Below are 18,033 nucleotides of genomic sequence, written 5' to 3' on the forward strand. Positions count from 1 at the left end.
CCGCTGACCTCGTACGGTCGCGGGTGCTTACACCTGCTGTCACCGGTCCCGCAGCGGCCTCGCGCGGTCACAGCACGTGATCACCGCACCAAAAGGGGTGTTTTGCACCACTGACTGCACCGAGTATCGTTCCCGGAGTATTGCGGAGCAACTCCCGCTAGGGTCTCCGAGAGGTCTCGACACACCTAAGAGGACATCGTGGGGCGACACCGCACAGACGAGCTCGACGGCGGATACCGGGCCGGCGACCCCCCCTCACGGCGGCGGGCGCGCACCAGCCGGGGCCGCGTGCTCGTCCCGCTGGCCGGCGCCGTGGCGCTGGCCGTGCTCCTCGGTGTGGCCGCGTTCGTCATCTTCAACCGCGAGCACGACTGCTCCAGCGGCAAGCTCGCGCTGCGCGTGGTGGCGACCCCCGACATCCAGCCGGCGCTCAGCAAGATCGCGGGCAACTACAACAAGGCCATGCACTCAGTCGACAGCAAGTGCGTGGACGTGACGGTGGTCAAGGAGGCCGCGGCGCGGACGGCCAACGCGCTGGCCGCGGGCAAGGCGAGCGCCGACCTGTGGGTGGCCGACTCCAGCCTGCTGCTGGAGAGCATGCGCGCGGCCGACGCCGCCGGGGCGCTGCCGCGTCCTGACGGCTCCGTCGCGCTCTCCCCCGTCGTGCTGGCCACGGCCAAGACCTCCGCGGCGAAGCTGGAGGGCACGCTCAAGCCGAGCTGGACCGCCATGGTCGAGGCCGCGAACGTGGCCAACGTGGACGGCCCCGGCAGGAAGGTCCGGGTGCTCGCCCTCGACCCGCAGAAGAACTCCGCGGGCCTGGCCGCCCTGCTGGCCGCGGCCGGCGCCGCGAAGGCGGCCAAGCAGGACAAGGCGCTCGTCGGCGCGCTGAAGGAGCTGTCGGGCCAGCTCGCCTCCGACCCGGCCGCGCTGCTGGCCAGCCTGACCGTCAAGTCGGGCAGCCGGGTGCCGGTGGGCGTCGCCTCCGAGCAGGCCGTCTACGCCCACAACGCGCGCAAGCCGGAGTCGCCGGTCGTCGCCCTCTACCCCCAGGAGGGCACGCTCAGCCTCGACTACCCGCTGACGGTCCTGACCAAGGACCCCGCGACGCTCAAGGCCGTCGCGGACTTCAAGAAGGACCTGGCCGGCGGGGCGGCGGAGAAGGTCCTGCGCGACGCCGGGTTCCGCAGCGCCGACGGCAAGGCGGGCGACGGGCTGTCGAAGGAGAAGGGCTTCACGCCGGAGGCGCCGCGCGCTCTGGAGCCGCCCGACGCGGCGACCGTCGCGCGGATGGTGCAGACCTGGTCCCGGCTCAACCTCGGCACCCGCCTGCTGACGCTGCTCGACGTGTCGGGGACGATGGCGCTGCCGGTGCCGGGCACCGGCATGACCCGCATGCAGGCCATCAACAAGATCGCCACCGAGGGGCTGGGCCTCTTCCCCGCCGACTCCGAGCTGGGGCTGTGGACGTTCTCCACCCACCTCGACGGGCGCGGCAAGGACTGGAAGGAGCTGGTGTCGGTCGGCCCGGTCAGCGAGCCGATCAACGGCACGCTGCGCAAGGACATCCTGGTCAGGACCTTCGCCCAGATCCAGGCCAAGGCGACCGGCGACACCGGGCTGAACGACACGGTGAAGGCCGCCTACACGCAGCTCAGCAAGACGTACAAGGAAGACAAGATCAACACCCTGCTGATCCTGACGGACGGCGCGGGCAACGACGACCCCGACGGCGGCCTGTCCAACGCCGGGCTGCTCCAGTACCTGAGGAGCGCCTACAACCCGAAGCGGCCGATCAGCATCCTGCTCATCGCCTTCGGGCCGGAGGCCGAGAAGGGCAAGCAGCAGATGGACGCGGTGGCCAAGGCCACGGGCGGCGAGGCGTACATCGCCAAGGACGTCCTCCAGGTCCGCGACTTCTTCCTCCAGGGCATGGAACGCCGGCTCTGCACGCCGAACTGCGACGGCTGACCTGAACTCATGCCCATCGGGCATGACGGGCGAACCCTCACAAAAGGGGGCGCGTCCTCTCCGCGTGGGGCTCACGTGCCCGTCTACCCGGGGGAGGAAATCCGTGCCTGGATGGCCGACCGTCGATCGCGCCGCCGACCACGACCTGGTGGAGGCGTTGCGGCGTACGGACACCGACGCTCCCGCCACGCTCTACGACTCCTACGGCGAGCGGCTGCACGACTACGCCTACTGCCTGACCGGCGAGCCCGACCTGGCCGCCGACGCCGTGCACGACGCCCTCGTGACCGCCCAGGGCTGGGTGGAGCGGCTGAAGGAGCCCGGCCGGCTGCGGGCCTGGCTGTACGCGCTGACCAGGGCCCAGGTCGGGGCCCGGCTGGCGCACCGCGGCGCGCCGCCGCGCGGCCTGCCGCTGCCCGACCCGGCCGAGCAGGAGGACCCCGAGCTGGCCGACCTGGTGCACGAGACGCTGGGCGAGCTGGCCGCCGCCGACCGCGAGGTGGTGGTGCTGTCGCTGCGCCACGGCCTCACCCCGTCCGAGGCCGGCGCGGTGCTGGCGCTGACCTCGCGGCAGGCGGCGGCCCGGCTGGCCAAGGCCCGCGACCACCTGGAGATCGCCGCCGCCGCCGTGGTGCTGGCGAGGACCGGCCGGGCGCACTGCCCGGACCTGTCGGCGATGGTCGACTCCTGGGAGGGACCCCTCACCCCGCTGCTGCGCAGGCGGTTGGCCGGGCACATCGGCGGCTGCGAGGTGTGCACCGAGCGGCGGCGCCGGCAGGTGGACGGCGCGCGCCTGCTCGACCTGGTGCCGGTCGGCTACCCGCCGCTCTCGCTGCGCCGCCGGGTGGTCGAGACCTGCGTGAGCCCGGAGCGCGACCAGGCCAGGACGCTGATCATGGATCGCGGGGACAACTTCGACCGGACCGGGTTCCCGGCGCCGGGCGCGCGCGGCCGGGCCCGCCGGCGCGCGCCGCGCCGCCTCGCGCCGGTGGTGCTGGCCGGCGCGTGCGTGCTGGCCGCGACGGGCGCGGTCGTGGTGATCAACGGTGGTGCGGCGGCGGACAAGACGGCGCTGCGGTTCGCGCCGGCCTCGCCGGAGCCGTCCGCGCCGCCCGCCGATCCCGGCACCGGCGCCGATCCCGGCACCGGCGACAGCGGCAGCCCGGCCCCGATCCGGTGCCCGACCAGGACGGGGTGACGCCGTCGCCGAGCGTCCGCGCCCCGGTCCACCCGGGCGGCCGGCCCGCCGCCACCCGCCCGGCGGCGCGGCCCGCGACGCTGCCGAGCCGCGCCCCGGCGCGCACCACGCGCCGCCCGGTGCCGGCCGCCCGGCTGAGCGCGTCCTGCCCGGGCGGCATCGAGACCGCGGCGCGGATCGGGCTGAGCGCCCGCGGCGCGACGGTGTCGTGGGTGGCGACGGCCGCGCACGGCCTGGAGGTCTCCCCCGCGAGCGGGTCGATCAAGGCCGGCGGCTCGGTGCGGATCTGGGTGACGGTGACGGACCCCACCGCGGCGGGCGCCGGCCGGGTGGCGTTCACCTCGAACGGCGGCACCGTGAGCTGCGCGCTGACCTGGGCCGGCGAGGACGGCCACCAGCCGGAGGCGTCCGGCCCGCCGGACGACGGCCCGGCGGCCACCCCGTCCGAGCCCGCCGCCTCCCCGTCCGGAATGGCGTCTTCGGCCATTGATGACATGCACGGGGAATAAAGCGGGCACTAACTCACAGCAGATACACATCTGAGCGACAAACGGGGATAAAACGGACCCCGGCTCGTGAACACCGGGCTACATAGGGCATTCTGGTGTGCTTGGGGACGGCGCCGGGCCCGGAATCGCTTGACCGTGTGCTGAAAGTCACACGAGAAATTCCATCCTGCCGGTAAACCGGAGCACGTCGCCAAGCGTCGGCATTGACGTGTCCGGGCGCGGATTGATCCCATGAACTGGCGATCAGCCGTGCTGTTACCAGTCGAAGAGCAGGAGAGAACCGGGAGATGCTCAAGCAACACCGCAGGGCCCTCGCCTGGCTGGTGGGGCTGGCCTGCGTCGCCGGAGCGGTGGTGGCGCTGTTCGACATCCAGACGCCGCTGCGCCCGTTCCTGATCTCCCTGTTCCTGCTGGTGGTGCCGGGAGCGGCGGTGGTGGGACTGTTGCGTGATCGTGATCCCCTCGCCGCACTGTCCGTCGGAGCCGCGGCAAGCCTCGTCATGAACGTCCTGCTCGCCGAGGCCATGCTCCTCTTCGGCGCCTGGTCGCCGAGGGCCGGCGTGGCGACCGTCGCCGTGCTGGGCGGATTCATGTACGTGCTCCGTGTCTTGTACCGGGGGAAGAGCATGCAGACCGAACAGGGGGCCAGGACAAGGTGAACATCCAGGTAGTTCGGCCGGGTGAGCTCGGCGAGTCCGAGCGGGCCCGATGGCGTGAGCTGCAGAAGGCCGACCCGAGTCTGGACAATCCGTTCCTGTCGGTCGAGTTCGCCGTCGCCATGGACCGCTTGCGCGACTACGTGAGGGTGGCGGTCGTCAGCGACGGCGGGCGCATCGCCGGCTTCTTCCCCTACGAGCGTCACAGCTTCGGCATCGGCAAGCCGCTCGGCGGCTTCCTCACCACGTGCCACGGCCTGATCTCCGCGCCCGGCCTCAAGGTCGACGCCAAGGCCCTGCTGCGGGCCTGCAAGCTCAGCGTCTTCGACTTCGATCACATGGTGGCCGGGCAGCCGACGTTCGCGCCGTACGAGCAGGACGTGCGCCCGGCCCCCGTGATGGACTTCACCCAGGGTTTCGACGCCTGGCTCGACCAGGTGAAGAGCAACTCGCCGAAGAACCTCAAGACCGTTCGTTACAAGGAGCGCAAGCTCGGCCGCGAGCAGGGCGAGCTGCGCTTCGAATGGTCCACGCCCGACCCGGAGGTCCTGCGGGTCCTGCTGGCGTGGAAGTCGGATCAGTACCGGCGCACCGGCCGGGTGGACAGGTTCGCCCAGCCCTGGATCGTCGAGCTGACCGAGATGATGCATGCCGAGAACGCATCGGACTTCGCGGGCGTCCTGACCATGCTCTATGCCGGTGACGTGCCGGTGGCCGGGCATTTCGGCCTCCGCACGGCGACCACGCTTGTAGGGTGGTTCCCCGCCTACGACACCGAGTACGCCCGCTACTCGCCCGGCATCGTCCACCACCTGCAGATGGCCGAGGCCGCCGCGAAGTCGGGCCTGCACATGGTGGACATGGGCAAGGGCGGCAAGGAGTACAAGGACTGGCTCAAGAGCGGCACGCTGTACGTCGCCGAGGGCCGGGTCTCGCGGCCGTCGGCGTCGGCGGCCGTCCACTGGATGGGCAGAACTCCCTTCAACAAAGCCCGAACAATTGTCATGGATCGACCGTCTCTCTATAGAGCGGCCGATCGTGTCCTCAAGGGCTTCGGTCGGGTGCGCACCTCGATGCAGCAGCAACAGGAGTCACCCAACGCAGTAGCGAACGAAGCGACGGGAGCGCGCTGAACGCTCCCAGCAGCAGCCCGGCACCCACACACCCTCACTCCACAGGACCCTCCGATGCACCCTTCACCGGCATCGCCGTCCCCGCAGCACCCGGGGGCGGTTCAGGCCGGCTCGCAAGGGAGGGTCCCGGAAGGATATCCCTCGCCATGAGTCCCGAGATCACCAAGCACAACGGCAAGGTTCACTCCTCGCCCCTCCGTTCCATGCCGCCGCCCAGCAGCTTCACGCCCGTCACCCCGCACCTGGCCATTTCCCCGACGGTGAGCGTGGTCGTCCCGGCGATGAACGAGGCGGAGAACCTGCCGCACGTCTTCGCCACCATCCCGCAGTGGATCGACGAGATCGTGCTCGTCGACGGCAACTCCACCGACGACACGGTGGCGGTGGCCAAGCGCCTGCGCCCCAACGTCAAGGTGGTCACCCAGACCGGCAAGGGCAAGGGCGACGCCCTCGCGGCCGGCTTCGCCGCCTGCACCAGCGACATCATCGTGATGATCGACGCCGACGGCTCGACCGACGGCCGCGAGATCATCAACTTCGTGGGCGCGCTGGTGACCGGCGCCGACTTCGTGAAGGGCTCGCGCTACGCCTCGGGTGGCGGCAGCGACGACCTGACGCTCAACCGGCGTCTGGGCAACAAAGTCCTCACCGGCATCGTCAACGTCATGTACAACACCAAGTACACCGACCTCTGCTACGGCTACAACGCCTTCTGGGCCCGCCACCTCGACGTGCTCAACCTCGACTGCGACGGTTTCGAGGTCGAGACGCTGATGAACGTCAGGGCGGCCAAGGCCGGTCTCAAGGTGCACGAGGTGCCGAGCCACGAGCGCAACCGCATTCACGGCGAGAGCAACCTGCACGTCGTCCGCGACGGTTTCCGCGTGCTCAAGACCATCTTGAAGGAGTGGCGCCGCCAGCCCGGCTCCCCGCAGCCCGAGCCCACCGCCCGGCCCGCCGCCGACCGGGGCGTCGCGTAATCATCCTGAAGAGGAACGTTGTGAACACGTCTGTTGTCATCTGCGTCTACACCGAGGAACGGTGGGAGGACATCAGGCAGGCAGTCGAGTCGGTCGAGAACCAGACACGCCCGGCGTACGAGCTGATCCTGGTGGTCGACCACAACCCCGACCTGCATCTCAAGCTGAAGCGCGAGTACCCGCAGGCCATCGTCGTGGAGAACACTCACGAGAAGGGGCTGTCCGGCGGCAAGAACACCGGCGTCGACACCGCGGGGGGCGAGATCGTCGCCTTCCTCGACGACGACGCGGTCGCCGATCCGGGCTGGCTGGAGGCTTTGGAGGAGGGCTTCCAGGAACCCGGCGTGGTGGGCGTGGGCGGCCGCACCGAGCCCTTGTGGGCCTCGGGGCGGCGGCCCGGCTGGTTCCCCTACGAGTTCGACTGGACGGTCGGCTGCACGTACCGCGGCATGCCCGCGGTGCGCGCGCCGATCCGCAACGTCATGGGCGGCAACGCGGCCTTCCTGCGCGACGCCGTGTCCGAGGTGGGCGGCTTCCACAGCGGCATCGGGCGCAGCGTGCAAGGACGCAAGTCGCGCCCGCTGGGCTGCGAGGAGACGGAGTTCTGCATCCGGCTGAGCCAGCGCAAGCCCGGCTCGGTCATGTTGTTCGAGCCGCGCGCGGTCATCGGGCACAAGGTGTCCACGCAGCGGGAGCGCTTCGCGTACTTCAGGTCGCGCTGCTACGCCGAGGGGCTGTCGAAGGCCCTGGTCACGCAGGAGGTCGGCACCCAGGACGGGCTGTCCAGCGAGCGCGCGCACGCGCTCAAGACGCTCCCGCTGGGCGCGCTCCGCGGCATCGGCGAGGCGCTGCGCGGCGACCTCGGCGGGCTCGGCCGGGCCGCCGCGATCGTCATCGGGCTGGCCTGGACCACCTGGGGCTACGTGGTGGGCTCGGCGCGGCTGAAGGTGGCCCGATCATGATCCGCGTCCCGATCCTGATGTACCACTCCGTCACCGACACGCCCAACGACGAGACCAGGCCCCACGCGGTCCGCCCCGCCGACCTGGAGGAGCAGCTCGACTACCTGAAGGGCGCCGGCTTCACGCCGCTCACCCTGGGCGACCTGGTGGCCGCGCTCAACAAGATCGACGGGCACGCCGTGCCGGACAAGCCGGTCGTGCTGACCTTCGACGACGGCTACGCCGACTTCCACGGCCAGGCGCTGCCGCTCCTGGAACGTCACGGCTTCCCCGCCACGGTCTTCCTGACCAGCGGCTGGGTCGCCGACGCGGGCGAGGAGGCCGCGGGCCGCCCCCTGGACGCCATGCTGTCCTGGGGGCAGGCCCGCGAGCTGGCCCAGACCGGCATCGAGATCGGCGGCCACAGCCACAGCCACCCGCAGCTCGACCAGCTCCCCGACGAGGAGCTGCGCAACGAGCTGCGCAGGAACAAGGGCCTGCTGGAGGAGAAGATCGGCGCGCCGGTCGCCACCATGGCCTACCCGTACGGGTACTCCAGCGCCCGCGTCCGCCGCGAGGTCCGCAAGGCCGGCTATTTCGCCGCTTGCGCCGTGAGCAACACGATCGCCGCGGACCGGCACGACATGCTCGCCATCCCCCGGTTGACGGTCGGCAAGGGCCAGACCATCAACATGTTCAAGCGCGCCGTCGAAGGCAACGCCGTACCCCTCATCTACCTGCGCGAGCGCATCCTCACCAAGGGGTACGCGGTCGTGCGGCGCACGAGGTACGGGCTGCAGCGGGTGCGCGGAAATGTCTGACGTCCGGGCCAGGATCCTCCGCGACCTGCGCAACCCGCTGTTCCGCCAGGGCTACGCGCTCATGGCCAACACCGTCGTCACCGGCGTGCTGGGCATGGGCTACTGGCTGCTGGCGGCGCACTACTACACGCCCGAGGAGTTCGGGCGCGGGCAGGCCGTCATCACCGCGATGCGGCTGTTCGCGTCCCTGACCGCGCTCGGCTTCGTCGGCGCGCTGGCCCGCTTCCTGCCGGTGGCGGGCCGCCGCACCCCTGACCTCATCCTCAGGGGGTACGGGCTGGCCGCCGCCACCGGGGGGGTGGCGGCGCTCGGCTTCCTGCTGACCCTGCCGATGTGGGGGCGGACGTACCAGGTGCTCGGCGGGTTCGGGCCGGGGTTGTTCTTCCTCGGCTCGGTGCTCGTGTGGGCAGTGTTCACGTTGCAGGACGTGGTGCTGACCGGGCTGCGCCGGGCCACCCTGGTGCCGCTCAACAACCTTGTCTTCGGCGTCGTCAAGATGGGGCTGCTGGTCGCGCTGGCGGGCGCGCTGCCCGAGGGCGGCATCTTCGTCTCCTGGATGATCCCGACGGCGCTCGCGCTCATCCCGGTCAACTGGGTGATCTTCGGCCTCGTCGTGCCGCGGCACGTCAAGCAGGCCGACCCGGCGCAGGAGCCGCCGCGGCTGCGCGAGGTCGGGCGCTTCCTCGCGGGCGACTTCCCCGGGACGCTGTCGATCCTCGCGATCGTCTACCTGGTGCCCGTGGTCGTCGCCACGCAGGTGGGCGAGGCCACGTTCGGGCGCTTCTCGATGGCCCACACGCTGGCCAGCATGATCGAGCTGCTGGCCATGAACATGGCCGTGTCGCTGACCGTCGAGGGCTCCTTCGACCGGGCCAGGCTGGCCGAGAACTGCCGGCGGGCGCTGCGGCGGGCGTTCATGATCGTGACCCCGATCATCGCGGTGGCGATCCTCGGCGCGCCGCTGATCCTGACCATCTTCGGCTCGGACTTCGCCGAGGAGGGCACGCTGCTGCTGCGGCTGATGGCGCTGGCCGTGCTGCCGCGGGTGCTGATCGAGGTGTACCTGAGCGCGCTGCGGGCGCAGAGCAGGGCGCGGTCGCTGGCGACCGTGCAGATCGGGCTCGCGGTGCTCGTGCTGGTGTCGACGGTGGCACTGTTCCCGTTCGCGAGCGTGAACGCGGTGGGGTTCGGGCTGCTCTTCAGCGAGTTGCTCGTGGCGCTTTTGATCTTCGGAAAACTACGTAAAATTCTCAAATACGACGAATCCGGGCGGGAACCTGTCACCCAGGGGTTGTCCGGGGCCTCATGATGGTCAGCGTGAGGCAACGGGACGGCGATGGCATGACAAAGGGGAGCATCGGCTCCTCGGACGTGCGTGGGGACAAGGAGGATTCGAACGTGCCCTTCGATCCGGACGCTACGGGGGTCATCCCCAAGCTGACGTTCGACGAGGAGCCGTCCGGGCCCGTTCCCGAGGCGAGCGGGGAGGAGCCCGCCGACGTCCCCGACGGTGCGCCCGCCGACGACGCCGGCGACGACCGCGCCGCCGACCAGACCACCACCTTCCGCATCCCGGGGCCCGTGCACATCGGGCACCCGCCCACGGCGGAGGAGGCGGCCGACCCGGCTGTCGCCGGCACGGTCTCCATGCCCGTCCAGCGGCCCGAGGACGACCCGGGGGCCGCGCCGAAGGTCTCCGGCCCTTCCGGCCCGGACGCCGACGCCGAGCGGCCCAGGGAGGCGCGGGCGGCGTCCGAGGCCGCCGCCACCAACCCGGCCCTCCGGCGCCCGCCGGGCGGCGCGGCCCGCGGCGACGCGCCCTCCGCCGCCACGACCACCCGCCCCGCTCCCAAGCCGCCCACCCGTAAGACAGGCGGGTCGAAGGCGAGCCCGTCCAAGGGCGAGGCGTCCAAGACGGAGACCCCCAGGACCGAGGCTCCCCAGGGGGAGGCTCCCAAGACCGAGGCTCGCAAGGGCGAGGCTCCCAAGACCGAGGTGTCCGGGGCCGAGGCGTCCAGGGCCGGCGCGCCCACGACTGCGGCGCCCACGGCTGCGGCGTCCACGGGCGAAGGGGTCACGGCCAAGGGGGCCACGGCTGCGGTCTCCGAGGCCGAGGAGGCCACGGCGCAGGAGTCGAAGGGGGAAGCGCCCGCAGCGGCGTCGGGGGCGTCGTCGTCCCCGACGGCGGCGGAGACGACGCGCGCCGTGCCCAAGCCTCCCGTCCGCCTGGGGAAGGCGCCCGTCGGCGGCGGGAAGGCGCCGGGCAGCGGCACCAAGCCGTCCGCCGACGCCACGAAGCCACCCACCGACGCCCCTGAGCCGCCCGCGGACGCCCCTGAGCCGCCCTCGAACGCCACGAAGACGTCCGCCGACGGCACGGGCGCGCCTGCGGGCGACGACGTGAAGACGCCGGCCGGCGGCGCCGGGCAGCCCGCCGACGCCGGGAGCGCGCCCGCTGAGGGCGGGAAGACGGCCGTGGGCGGTTCCTCGACGGCTGCTGCTGCCGAGCAGGACCGGCCTGCCTCGGAGCGGCCCGCTGACGAGACGACGGCCCCTGGCAAGACAAGCGCGGCGGCGAAGAGCGGCAGCGCCCCCGGCGCGGCGGCCGGCGCGGCGTCCGCGTCGCAGACCCCCGGGTCGCAGACGTCCGCCGCGGCGCCGGCCGCTCCCGTCGCCCCCACGCCCGCGAAAGCCCCGAGCGCACCCGGAACTCCCGCGCCCGAGAAGTCCCCGGCGGCACGCGCGACCCCAGCCGCTCCGGTGGCCCCAGCTCCGGCCCCGTCCGTTCCTGTGGCCCCGGGGGCTCCGGGAGGGGCCGCGACGGCTTCGGGAACGGCGTCGGGGGCGGTCCCGGCGGAGGCCCCGACGCGGGTGCCGACGCCGGCGCCCGCGCGGCCGCAGGGCGGGAAGGCCGGACGGCTGGCGGCGTTGCTGGCGAGCGCGCCCAAGTGGCTGCCCGTCGTGCTGGTGCTGGAGGGCCTGGTCATGTACGTCCTCGCCCTCAAGGCGCCCCCCGGGCCCTTGCGCGGCGTGGACCCGGCCGCCATCGACGGTCTCGGCCTGATCTCGGCCCTGCCGGCCACGGCGTTCCTGGCGATCATCATCATGCTCGTGTCGTTCTTCGTCACGGTCGCCCAGAGCACCGACCGCAAGTTCCTGCTGCTGTTCCAGATCGCCGCCATCACCTTCGCGCTGCACGGCGCGGGCGCGCTGGTGGCGGCGGAGCCGCGCTTCCCGACGGCGTACATCCACGCCGGTTTCGTGGAGTTCATCAGCCGCACCGGCGAGTCGGCGATCAGCATCGACGCCCGCATGGGCTGGCCGGGCTTCTTCGCGTTGTTCGCGTTCGTGACGAAGGCCGCCGGCATCCACGACATGACGACGATCCTGCAGTGGACGCCGCTCCTGTCGAACCTGCTGTACCTGCTGCCGTTCGTGCTGATCCTGCGTCAGGTGGTGGCGACGACGCGGGCCCGCTGGTTCGCGGCGCTGCTGTTCGTGCTGGTGCAGTGGATCGGCCAGGACTACTTCTCGCCGCAGGGTTTCACGTTCGCGCTGTACCTGGCGTGGGTGGCGATCCTGCTGCGCTGGTTCGGGCGGGTGGAGCCGCGCACCGAGCCGGTCGCGCCGAAGGGCCTGCGCAAGCTGCTCGGCCGGCTGGACGCGATGATGCCGGGCGAGCTGGCCAACACCGGCACCTACCGGGCCGACAAGCTGCTCATGCTCCTGATGCTGATCGCGCTGTTCCTGGCGGCGGTGGCCTCGCACCAGATCACGCCGTTCATGATGCTCGGCGTGCTGACGGCGTTCCTGATCTTCAAGCGGACGTCGCTGACCTGGGCGCTGCCGTTCTTCCTCGGGCTGGCGGTGCTGGCCTGGATCAGCTACATGACGGTGGGCTTCTGGTCGAGCCAGATCGACGCGATCTTCGGCGGCCTCGGCAACATCCTGCAGAACCTCCGCAGCAACACCGGCGACCGCATCGAGGGCAGCGACCCGGCGCACGCCCTGGTGCTCCAGGCCCGGCTGGGCATCCTCGTGGTGATCCTCAGCCTGGCGGCGACCGGTCTGCTGCGGCGGCTGCGGCGCGGGGTGTTCGACCGTTCGGCGCTGATCCTGCTGTGCGTGCCGGTGCTGGCGCTCGGCCTGCAGAGCTACGGCGGCGAGATCGGCCTGCGGATCTACATGTTCGCGCTGCCGGGGGCCTGCCTGCTGGCCGCGTACGCGTTCTTCCCGAATCTGCCGGCCGACAGCGCGGACGTGCGCGAGGAGACCGTGCCGCTGCGCAAGCGGAACGTGCGCTTCGACCCGCGGCTCACCAAGAAGCTCTCGGTGGTGCTGGCGGCCTGCTTCGCGGTGTTGTTCGCCTTCGCGTTCCTGCTGGCCCGCTACGGCAACGAGAAGTTCGAGCGGGTCACCACGGGCGAGGTGGCGGCCATGCACTACGTGTACGAGCACGACAAGCCGAGCGCCCGCGTGCTCTACCTGGTGCCGAAGGTCGGCAACGAGGTCACCCCGACCATGCCGTGGGGCGAGCGGGACATCGAGATCGTCAACTTCAACGTGCAGGCGCTCGTCCACAAGGACCCGACGATCATCGCGGACGCGGTCAAGACGCTGCAGGAGCAGCCGCGGAACTCGTACCTGATGGTGAGCCGCGGCCAGGTGAGCTACCTGCAGCTCAACGAGGGCTACCCGGCCGACTGGGGCGAGCGGTTCCGGGCGGCGCTGGACGCCTCGCCGGACCTCAAGCGGGTCTACGCGAACGACGACGCGGCGCTCTACACGTGGAAGAAGTTCGTGCGCGGCACGGAGACGCCGGAGCCGAGGCCGTACAAGTCGGCCCGCGGTGAGCCCACCTCGCCGTGGACGCCGGTCGGCATCGCGGCGCTGGGTGTGACGTGGGTGACGCTGCTCACGTACGAGATCATCCGGCTCAACGGGCCGAACCGGGCCAGGAGGACCCGCAAACGGCTGCTCTACCTGGCGGTCCCGGCGTTCGCGGTGGCGTTCGCGGTGATCATCGAGCGGTTCATCTACATCGCACAAAATAACTGAATTCACAGGAAACCCTCAGGATGTGCGGGATGATGACCTGCGATGAGGACACAGCAGACACATCCCGCAATCCCGGACGCACCAACGGCCACCCGACGGACGACCGCACGCATCGCGTCGGTGGACGCCCTGAGAGGCTTCGCGCTGCTGGGCATCCTCGTCGTGAACATCGCCTTCCTGGCCTCCGGCTACCGGATGGCCGGGCAGGCGGAGCCGGCGTTCGACGGCCCGCTCGACTGGGGCGCGCGCTGGACCGTGACGCTGCTCGCGGAGAACAAGTTCTACCTGCTGTTCTCCTTCCTGTTCGGCTACAGCTTCACGCTCCAGCTCGACTCGGCCGCCCGGCAGGGCCGCCGGTTCGTGCCGATGTTCCTGCGCCGGCTCGGCGGGCTGCTGCTGCTCGGCCTGGCGCACGCGGTGCTGCTGTTCCCCGGTGACATCCTGACGACGTACGCGGCGGCCGGCCTCGCCCTGCTGGTGCTGCGCAGGATCACGCCCCGGGCGGCGGTCCTGCTGGCCGTGGGCCTGACGGCGCTCCTCGCGCTCGCCTTCGCGGCGCTCGCCGCGCTCACCGCGGCCGGGCTGGACCTGACCCACACCGTCGCCGACACCGCCGCCGAGGCCGCCCGCTCGGACGCGGCGCTGAGCGGCGGGATCTGGCAGATCGTGGCCGAGCACGTGCGCAAGCTGTCGCTGATCCTGCTCCTGCGCGTGTTCTTCCAGGGCCCGGCCGTGCTGGCCGCCTGCCTGATCGGGCTGGCGGTGGGCAAGCTCGGCGTCCTCCGCGACCTGTCCGCGCACCGGGCCGCGCTCCGCAGGCTCCAGTGGACGGGCTTCACGGTCGGCCTGTCCGGGTCGCTGTTCTACACCGCCTCGGCCTGGAACGGCACCGTGCACAAGTTCTGGGGCGAGGCCGTGGACCTGCTCACGGCGCCGCTGCTGGCGGCGGCGTACGCGGCCACATTCCTGCGGCTGCTGCCGTACGTGCCGCGCGTGGCCCGCGCGCTCGCCGCCCCCGGCCGGATGGCCCTGTCGAACTACCTCGCGCAGTCGCTGATCTGCGCACTGATCTTCACCGGGTACGGCCTCGCCCTCGTGGACCGGGTCAGCCCGCCGCTGGAGGTGCTGATCGCCTGCGGCGTCTTCGTCTGCCAGGTGCTCTACAGCCATTGGTGGCTGAAGCGGCACCGGTACGGGCCGGTGGAGTGGTGGCTGCGCTACCTCACGTACTGGCGCCGGCCCGCCCCGAAGGCCGGCCGGCACGCGGCGCCCGACACCGGCCGGGCTACGCGCCGCCCCGGCCCGACCACTTGACCTCGTACGGGGCGAAGGCGACCTGGCGGCCGTCGACGGTGGCGGTGAGCTGCTCGCCCGTCGTGTTGACCAGCACCATCTGGCGTTCCTGGCCGAGCGCCTTCACCCGCGGGTCGGAGACCTGCACGTCGGTCAGCCGCACCCCGCCGGGGAACCACTTGGTGAACCCGCTCAGCAGCCCCGCCATCGGCATCTCGTCGCCCGTCTTGGGCGTCCACAGGCAGCCGGGGCAGTCGCCGGCGTCCTTCTGCTGAGGGTTCCAGTACAGGGCCGTCGTCACGCCGCTCCTGGCGAACTCCATGAGGGCCGCCGCCTGCACCGCCGTGCGCTTCTCCTCGCTCCAGCCGGCGTTCTCCGGCTCGACGTACCACTCGGCCCACCACACCGGCAGGTCGCCGCTCTGCTGCCGCAGCCAGGCGGTGATCGCGCTGAACTTGCCGAGGGCGGCGAAGTCGTCGGGAACGTTCCCATTGTCGCTCGTCATGGTGGCGCCGTCCACGACGATGAAGTCGGCGCCCTTCTTGTGCTCGATCCAGTACGTGATCGCGTCGAGGGCGCGCTGGTCGACGGTGCCCCACGGCCCGCTCAGCTCGGCGCCCGCGGCGGGGCCCGCGCCGCTGGCGATCGACATGTACGGCCCGCCCACCTGGATGCCCGGGTCGACCTGCTTCAGCGCGTCGTAGACCTTGTTGTACATCTCGGTGTAGCCGCGGGCGTCCCACTGGTTGGTGGCCGGGTCCCAGAAGCCCTTGAACTCGTTCCACACCATGAAGTGCTTGACCGTCGGGTACTGCCTGGCCACCCGCGCCGCCAGCTTGGCGAAGTCGTCGAAGTGCTCGGGCTCGGGCGCGACCGTGTGGTTCTTGCTCCAGTCCGTGCGCCCGGCCTGCCCGCCCTTCATCCAGTCGGGCGCGCAGCACAGCGTGATGACCGGCAGCGACCGCGACGAGGCCATGAACGTCAGCCGCCGGTTGAGGTCGCGGAAGTTGAGCTGGCCGGGGCTCGGCTCGGGGTTGCCCACGCCCCAGCCCATGATGTGCTGGTTCTGCAGCATCGGCACCCGGCCGAGCAGGCCCCTGGCCTGCTCGGCGACGTTCTCGGGCTCGGTGTCGGCGCTGTACTGGGTGTGCGTGACGCCCCAGCGCGGCCAGGCCGCCAGCGCGGGCGGCGCCTCCAGGGAGGGCGCGGGCGCGGCGGGCTGGGCGGTGGCCATCTCGCCGCCGGCCGAGGCGACCTCCTCGCGCGCCTTCGACCGCATCGAGGCGTACACCATGATGCTCACCACCAGGACGACCGCGAGGACCCCCCCTCCCACGGCGATGGGCCAGGGCGATCGTCGGCGCGCGTGCCGGCCGTCGGAGGGGATCACGGAGGGCTCCTCACGGAAGTTCGCGGAAGACGGACGAGGGCCGGGCCAGGCCCGGCCCTCATTAAACTAATCGCTCCGCTTGCGTGCGACTTGCCGTCGTCCCCTATTCGGCCTGCGGCTCGACCTTCGGCGGACGCTGGCCGCCGGCCGGGCCCGGCACCCCCGCGTAGCGGTACGGCACCGGCTGCCGGCCCGGCTGGACGACGAGGAGCGTGCCGGGCGTGTCGGTGTAGAAGGCGGACTCGACGGCGGCGGCCACGTCCTCGGCCGTGAGCAGCGGGAACCCGGCGCTGGTGAACATCTCCCTGGCCGCGGCGACGAGCGGCGTGTCGGTGAAGCCGGGGCAGACCGCGCTGATGCGGATGTTGCGGGCGGCCAGCGGCTCGGCCAGCGCCCGGACCAGGCCGACCACGGCGTGCTTGGTCATGGTGTAGATCGGGTCGCCGGCGAAGCCGACGAGCCCGGCGAGGGACGCGGTGACCACGATCGCGCCGCCGCCGGAGCGTTCGAGCAGCGGCACGGCGGCGCGGGCGCCGAACACCACGCCGTCCATGTTGACGCCCACGACCTGGCGGTAGCGGGCCAGGTCGAAGTCGGCGAGGTCGACCCGGCCGGTCATGCCGGCGTTGAGGTGCACGAGGTCGAGCCGGCCGTAGCGGCGCTCGGCCAGCGCCACGGCCTCCAGGGACGCCTCCTCGGTGCTGACGTCGGCGGACAGCCACGCGCCGTCGATCTCCTTCGCCAGCCGCTCGGCGCCCTCGGCGTCGAGGTCGACGAGGACGCACCGGGCGCCGGCCGCCGACAGGCGCCGCGCGGTGGCGGCGCCGATGCCGCTCGCCGCTCCGGTGATCAGTGCAACTGTGCTCATGACGCTCCCTGGGGTCGGGCGGTCCTGACGGGCTCTCGGACGGGCGGGCTCGGGCGTGGTCCTGGGCGTGATCCCGGGCGTGATCGGGCGTGATCCTGGGCGGGGTCTCGGGCGCGGGCTGCGGTGGGTCAGAGCTGGTCGAGCGTGCGGTGGGCGCGCGCGATCAGCGTCGGCACGGCCGCGCCGATCCGGTCGAACCCCTCCCCCACGGTCTTACCCTGGCGGAAGCGCGCGTGGATACCCTCGATGATGACCGCCAGCTTGAAGTTGCCGAAGGCCACGTAGAAGCCGAGGTCGCCGATCTCGCGCCCGGACGCCTTGGCGTAGTGGGCGGCGAACTCGGCGGCGTCGAGGAAGCCGGGCGCCAGCGTGGCGTCGCCGGAGACCGGGATGCCGGCCCGCTCGTCGTCGCCCCTGCTGTGCCAGTACGTCAGCGTCAGCCCGAGGTCGGCCAGCGGATCGCCGAGCGTGGACATCTCCCAGTCCACCACGGCCAGGATCTCCAGGTCGCCGGGCCGGACGAGGGTGTTGTCGAGCCGGTAGTCGCCGTGCACGAGCGTGCCGGGGGCCTCCGGGGGCAGCCGGTCGCGCAGCCGCCGGACGAGCCGGTCGTACTCCGGCAGGTCGGCCGTCTTCGACCGCTCCCACTGCTGGGACCAGCGGTCGAGCTGGCGGGCCAGGTAGCCCTCGGGCCGCCCGAAGTCGCCGAGCCCCACCTCGCGGTAGTCCACGGCGTGGATGGCGGCCAGCACCTCGGCCAGCCGCTCCGACAGCCGCCGCACCTGCTCGGGCGCGGGGTCGCCGAGTTCGTCCCTGGTGCGCACGGCGGTGCCGGGGACGTGGCCCATCAGGTAGAACGGGGCGCCGATCACGTCCTCGTCGGCGCAGAAGGCGACGGGCTCGGGCACCGGAACCGGGGTCGGCGCGAGCGCGGAGATGACGCGCCACTCGCGGCGCATGTCGTGGGCGGTGGGCAGCACGTGCCCGAGCGGCGGGCGGCGCAGCACGAGCCGCCGCTCGCGGGCCTCCACCAGGTAGGTGAGGTTGGACCTGCCGCCCGAGATGAGGGAGACTGCCAGGGGCTCGCCGGCGTCCGGCACGTTGCGGCCCATCCACTCGACCAGGCGGGGCCGGTCGATGCCAGGTACGGTCATGGACACACATTAGAACGTCACTCGGTGCTGAGGGCTAGCTGAGAGTTGTGTAACGTTCCGG

The 18,033-nt window shown here is 71.9% G+C and carries 14 protein-coding genes; 11 read left to right on the forward strand and 3 right to left on the reverse strand.

Annotated elements, in window-relative coordinates:
* Positions 1–198: 198 nt before the first annotated feature.
* From MF672_RS01625 to MF672_RS01675, 11 genes are all read left to right on the forward strand, one after another.
* Positions 199–1,971 (forward strand): substrate-binding domain-containing protein, encoded by a 1,773-nt coding sequence (locus MF672_RS01625; protein WP_242383407.1) that lies wholly within the window; start codon positions 199–201, stop codon positions 1,969–1,971.
* 103 nt (positions 1,972–2,074) lie between these two features.
* Positions 2,075–3,169 carry an RNA polymerase sigma factor gene (locus MF672_RS01630; RefSeq protein ID WP_247815130.1) on the forward strand — a complete coding sequence of 365 codons (1,095 nt, stop codon included), beginning with the start codon at positions 2,075–2,077 and terminating at the stop codon, positions 3,167–3,169.
* The gene (locus MF672_RS01635) at positions 3,148–3,678 is read left to right on the forward strand and encodes a hypothetical protein (protein WP_247815131.1); all 531 of its coding nucleotides are present in this window, start codon (positions 3,148–3,150) and stop codon (positions 3,676–3,678) included. Before MF672_RS01630 ends, MF672_RS01635 begins: the two co-directional genes overlap by 22 nt.
* 287 nt (positions 3,679–3,965) lie before the next feature.
* Entirely contained in the window at positions 3,966–4,337 is a 372-nt protein-coding gene (locus MF672_RS01640) for a hypothetical protein (protein WP_242381940.1), read from the forward strand.
* Positions 4,334–5,467: a GNAT family N-acetyltransferase gene (locus MF672_RS01645; RefSeq protein ID WP_242381939.1), complete on the forward strand. Its 1,134-nt coding sequence runs from the start codon at positions 4,334–4,336 to the stop codon at positions 5,465–5,467. The genes MF672_RS01640 and MF672_RS01645 overlap by 4 nt, the downstream gene beginning before the upstream one ends.
* Before the next feature lie 146 nt (positions 5,468–5,613).
* A complete protein-coding gene (locus MF672_RS01650; RefSeq protein ID WP_242381938.1) occupies positions 5,614–6,447 on the forward strand; it encodes a glycosyltransferase family 2 protein in 834 nt (277 codons plus the stop codon).
* A 20-nt stretch (positions 6,448–6,467) separates the two neighbouring features.
* A complete protein-coding gene (locus MF672_RS01655; protein ID WP_242381937.1) occupies positions 6,468–7,409 on the forward strand; it encodes a glycosyltransferase family 2 protein in 942 nt (313 codons plus the stop codon).
* Positions 7,406–8,209: a polysaccharide deacetylase family protein gene (locus MF672_RS01660; RefSeq protein WP_242381936.1), complete on the forward strand. Its 804-nt coding sequence runs from the start codon at positions 7,406–7,408 to the stop codon at positions 8,207–8,209. The genes MF672_RS01655 and MF672_RS01660 overlap by 4 nt, the downstream gene beginning before the upstream one ends.
* Entirely contained in the window at positions 8,202–9,518 is a 1,317-nt protein-coding gene (locus tag MF672_RS01665) for a lipopolysaccharide biosynthesis protein (protein ID WP_242381935.1), read from the forward strand. Before MF672_RS01660 ends, MF672_RS01665 begins: the two co-directional genes overlap by 8 nt.
* An 89-nt stretch (positions 9,519–9,607) precedes the next feature.
* Positions 9,608–13,267 (forward strand): hypothetical protein, encoded by a 3,660-nt coding sequence (locus MF672_RS01670; RefSeq protein WP_242381934.1) that lies wholly within the window; start codon positions 9,608–9,610, stop codon positions 13,265–13,267.
* A gap of 120 nt (positions 13,268–13,387) precedes the next feature.
* Positions 13,388–14,581 carry a DUF418 domain-containing protein gene (locus MF672_RS01675; RefSeq protein ID WP_242381933.1) on the forward strand — a complete coding sequence of 398 codons (1,194 nt, stop codon included), beginning with the start codon at positions 13,388–13,390 and terminating at the stop codon, positions 14,579–14,581.
* On the opposite strand, the gene MF672_RS01680 is transcribed toward MF672_RS01675, so the two are convergent.
* From MF672_RS01680 to MF672_RS01690, 3 genes are all read right to left on the reverse strand, one after another.
* The gene (locus tag MF672_RS01680; protein ID WP_242381932.1) at positions 14,553–15,950 is read right to left on the reverse strand and encodes a glycoside hydrolase family protein; all 1,398 of its coding nucleotides are present in this window, start codon (positions 15,948–15,950) and stop codon (positions 14,553–14,555) included. The two genes, MF672_RS01675 and MF672_RS01680, sit on opposite strands and share 29 nt — an antisense overlap.
* A gap of 103 nt (positions 15,951–16,053) precedes the next feature.
* On the reverse strand, positions 16,054–16,818 hold the full coding sequence (locus MF672_RS01685; protein ID WP_242381931.1) for an SDR family oxidoreductase: 765 nt from the start codon (positions 16,816–16,818) through the stop codon (positions 16,054–16,056).
* 128 nt (positions 16,819–16,946) lie between these two features.
* Positions 16,947–17,972 (reverse strand): phosphotransferase family protein, encoded by a 1,026-nt coding sequence (locus MF672_RS01690; RefSeq protein WP_242381930.1) that lies wholly within the window; start codon positions 17,970–17,972, stop codon positions 16,947–16,949.
* Between the last annotated feature and the right edge of the window lie 61 nt (positions 17,973–18,033).

This window comes from Actinomadura luzonensis (assembly GCF_022664455.2).
Taxonomy (GTDB): domain Bacteria; phylum Actinomycetota; class Actinomycetes; order Streptosporangiales; family Streptosporangiaceae; genus Nonomuraea; species Nonomuraea luzonensis.

Coding starts and splice junctions, on each gene's coding strand:
- MF672_RS01640 (WP_242381940.1), top strand. CDS start 3,966: ATGCTCAAGCAACACCGCAGGGCCCTCGCCTGGCTGGTGGGGCTGGCC.
- MF672_RS01650 (WP_242381938.1), top strand. CDS start 5,614: ATGAGTCCCGAGATCACCAAGCACAACGGCAAGGTTCACTCCTCGCCC.
- MF672_RS01660 (WP_242381936.1), top strand. CDS start 7,406: ATGATCCGCGTCCCGATCCTGATGTACCACTCCGTCACCGACACGCCC.
- MF672_RS01665 (WP_242381935.1), top strand. CDS start 8,202: ATGTCTGACGTCCGGGCCAGGATCCTCCGCGACCTGCGCAACCCGCTG.
- MF672_RS01685 (WP_242381931.1), bottom strand. CDS start 16,818: ATGAGCACAGTTGCACTGATCACCGGAGCGGCGAGCGGCATCGGCGCC.
- MF672_RS01690 (WP_242381930.1), bottom strand. CDS start 17,972: ATGACCGTACCTGGCATCGACCGGCCCCGCCTGGTCGAGTGGATGGGC.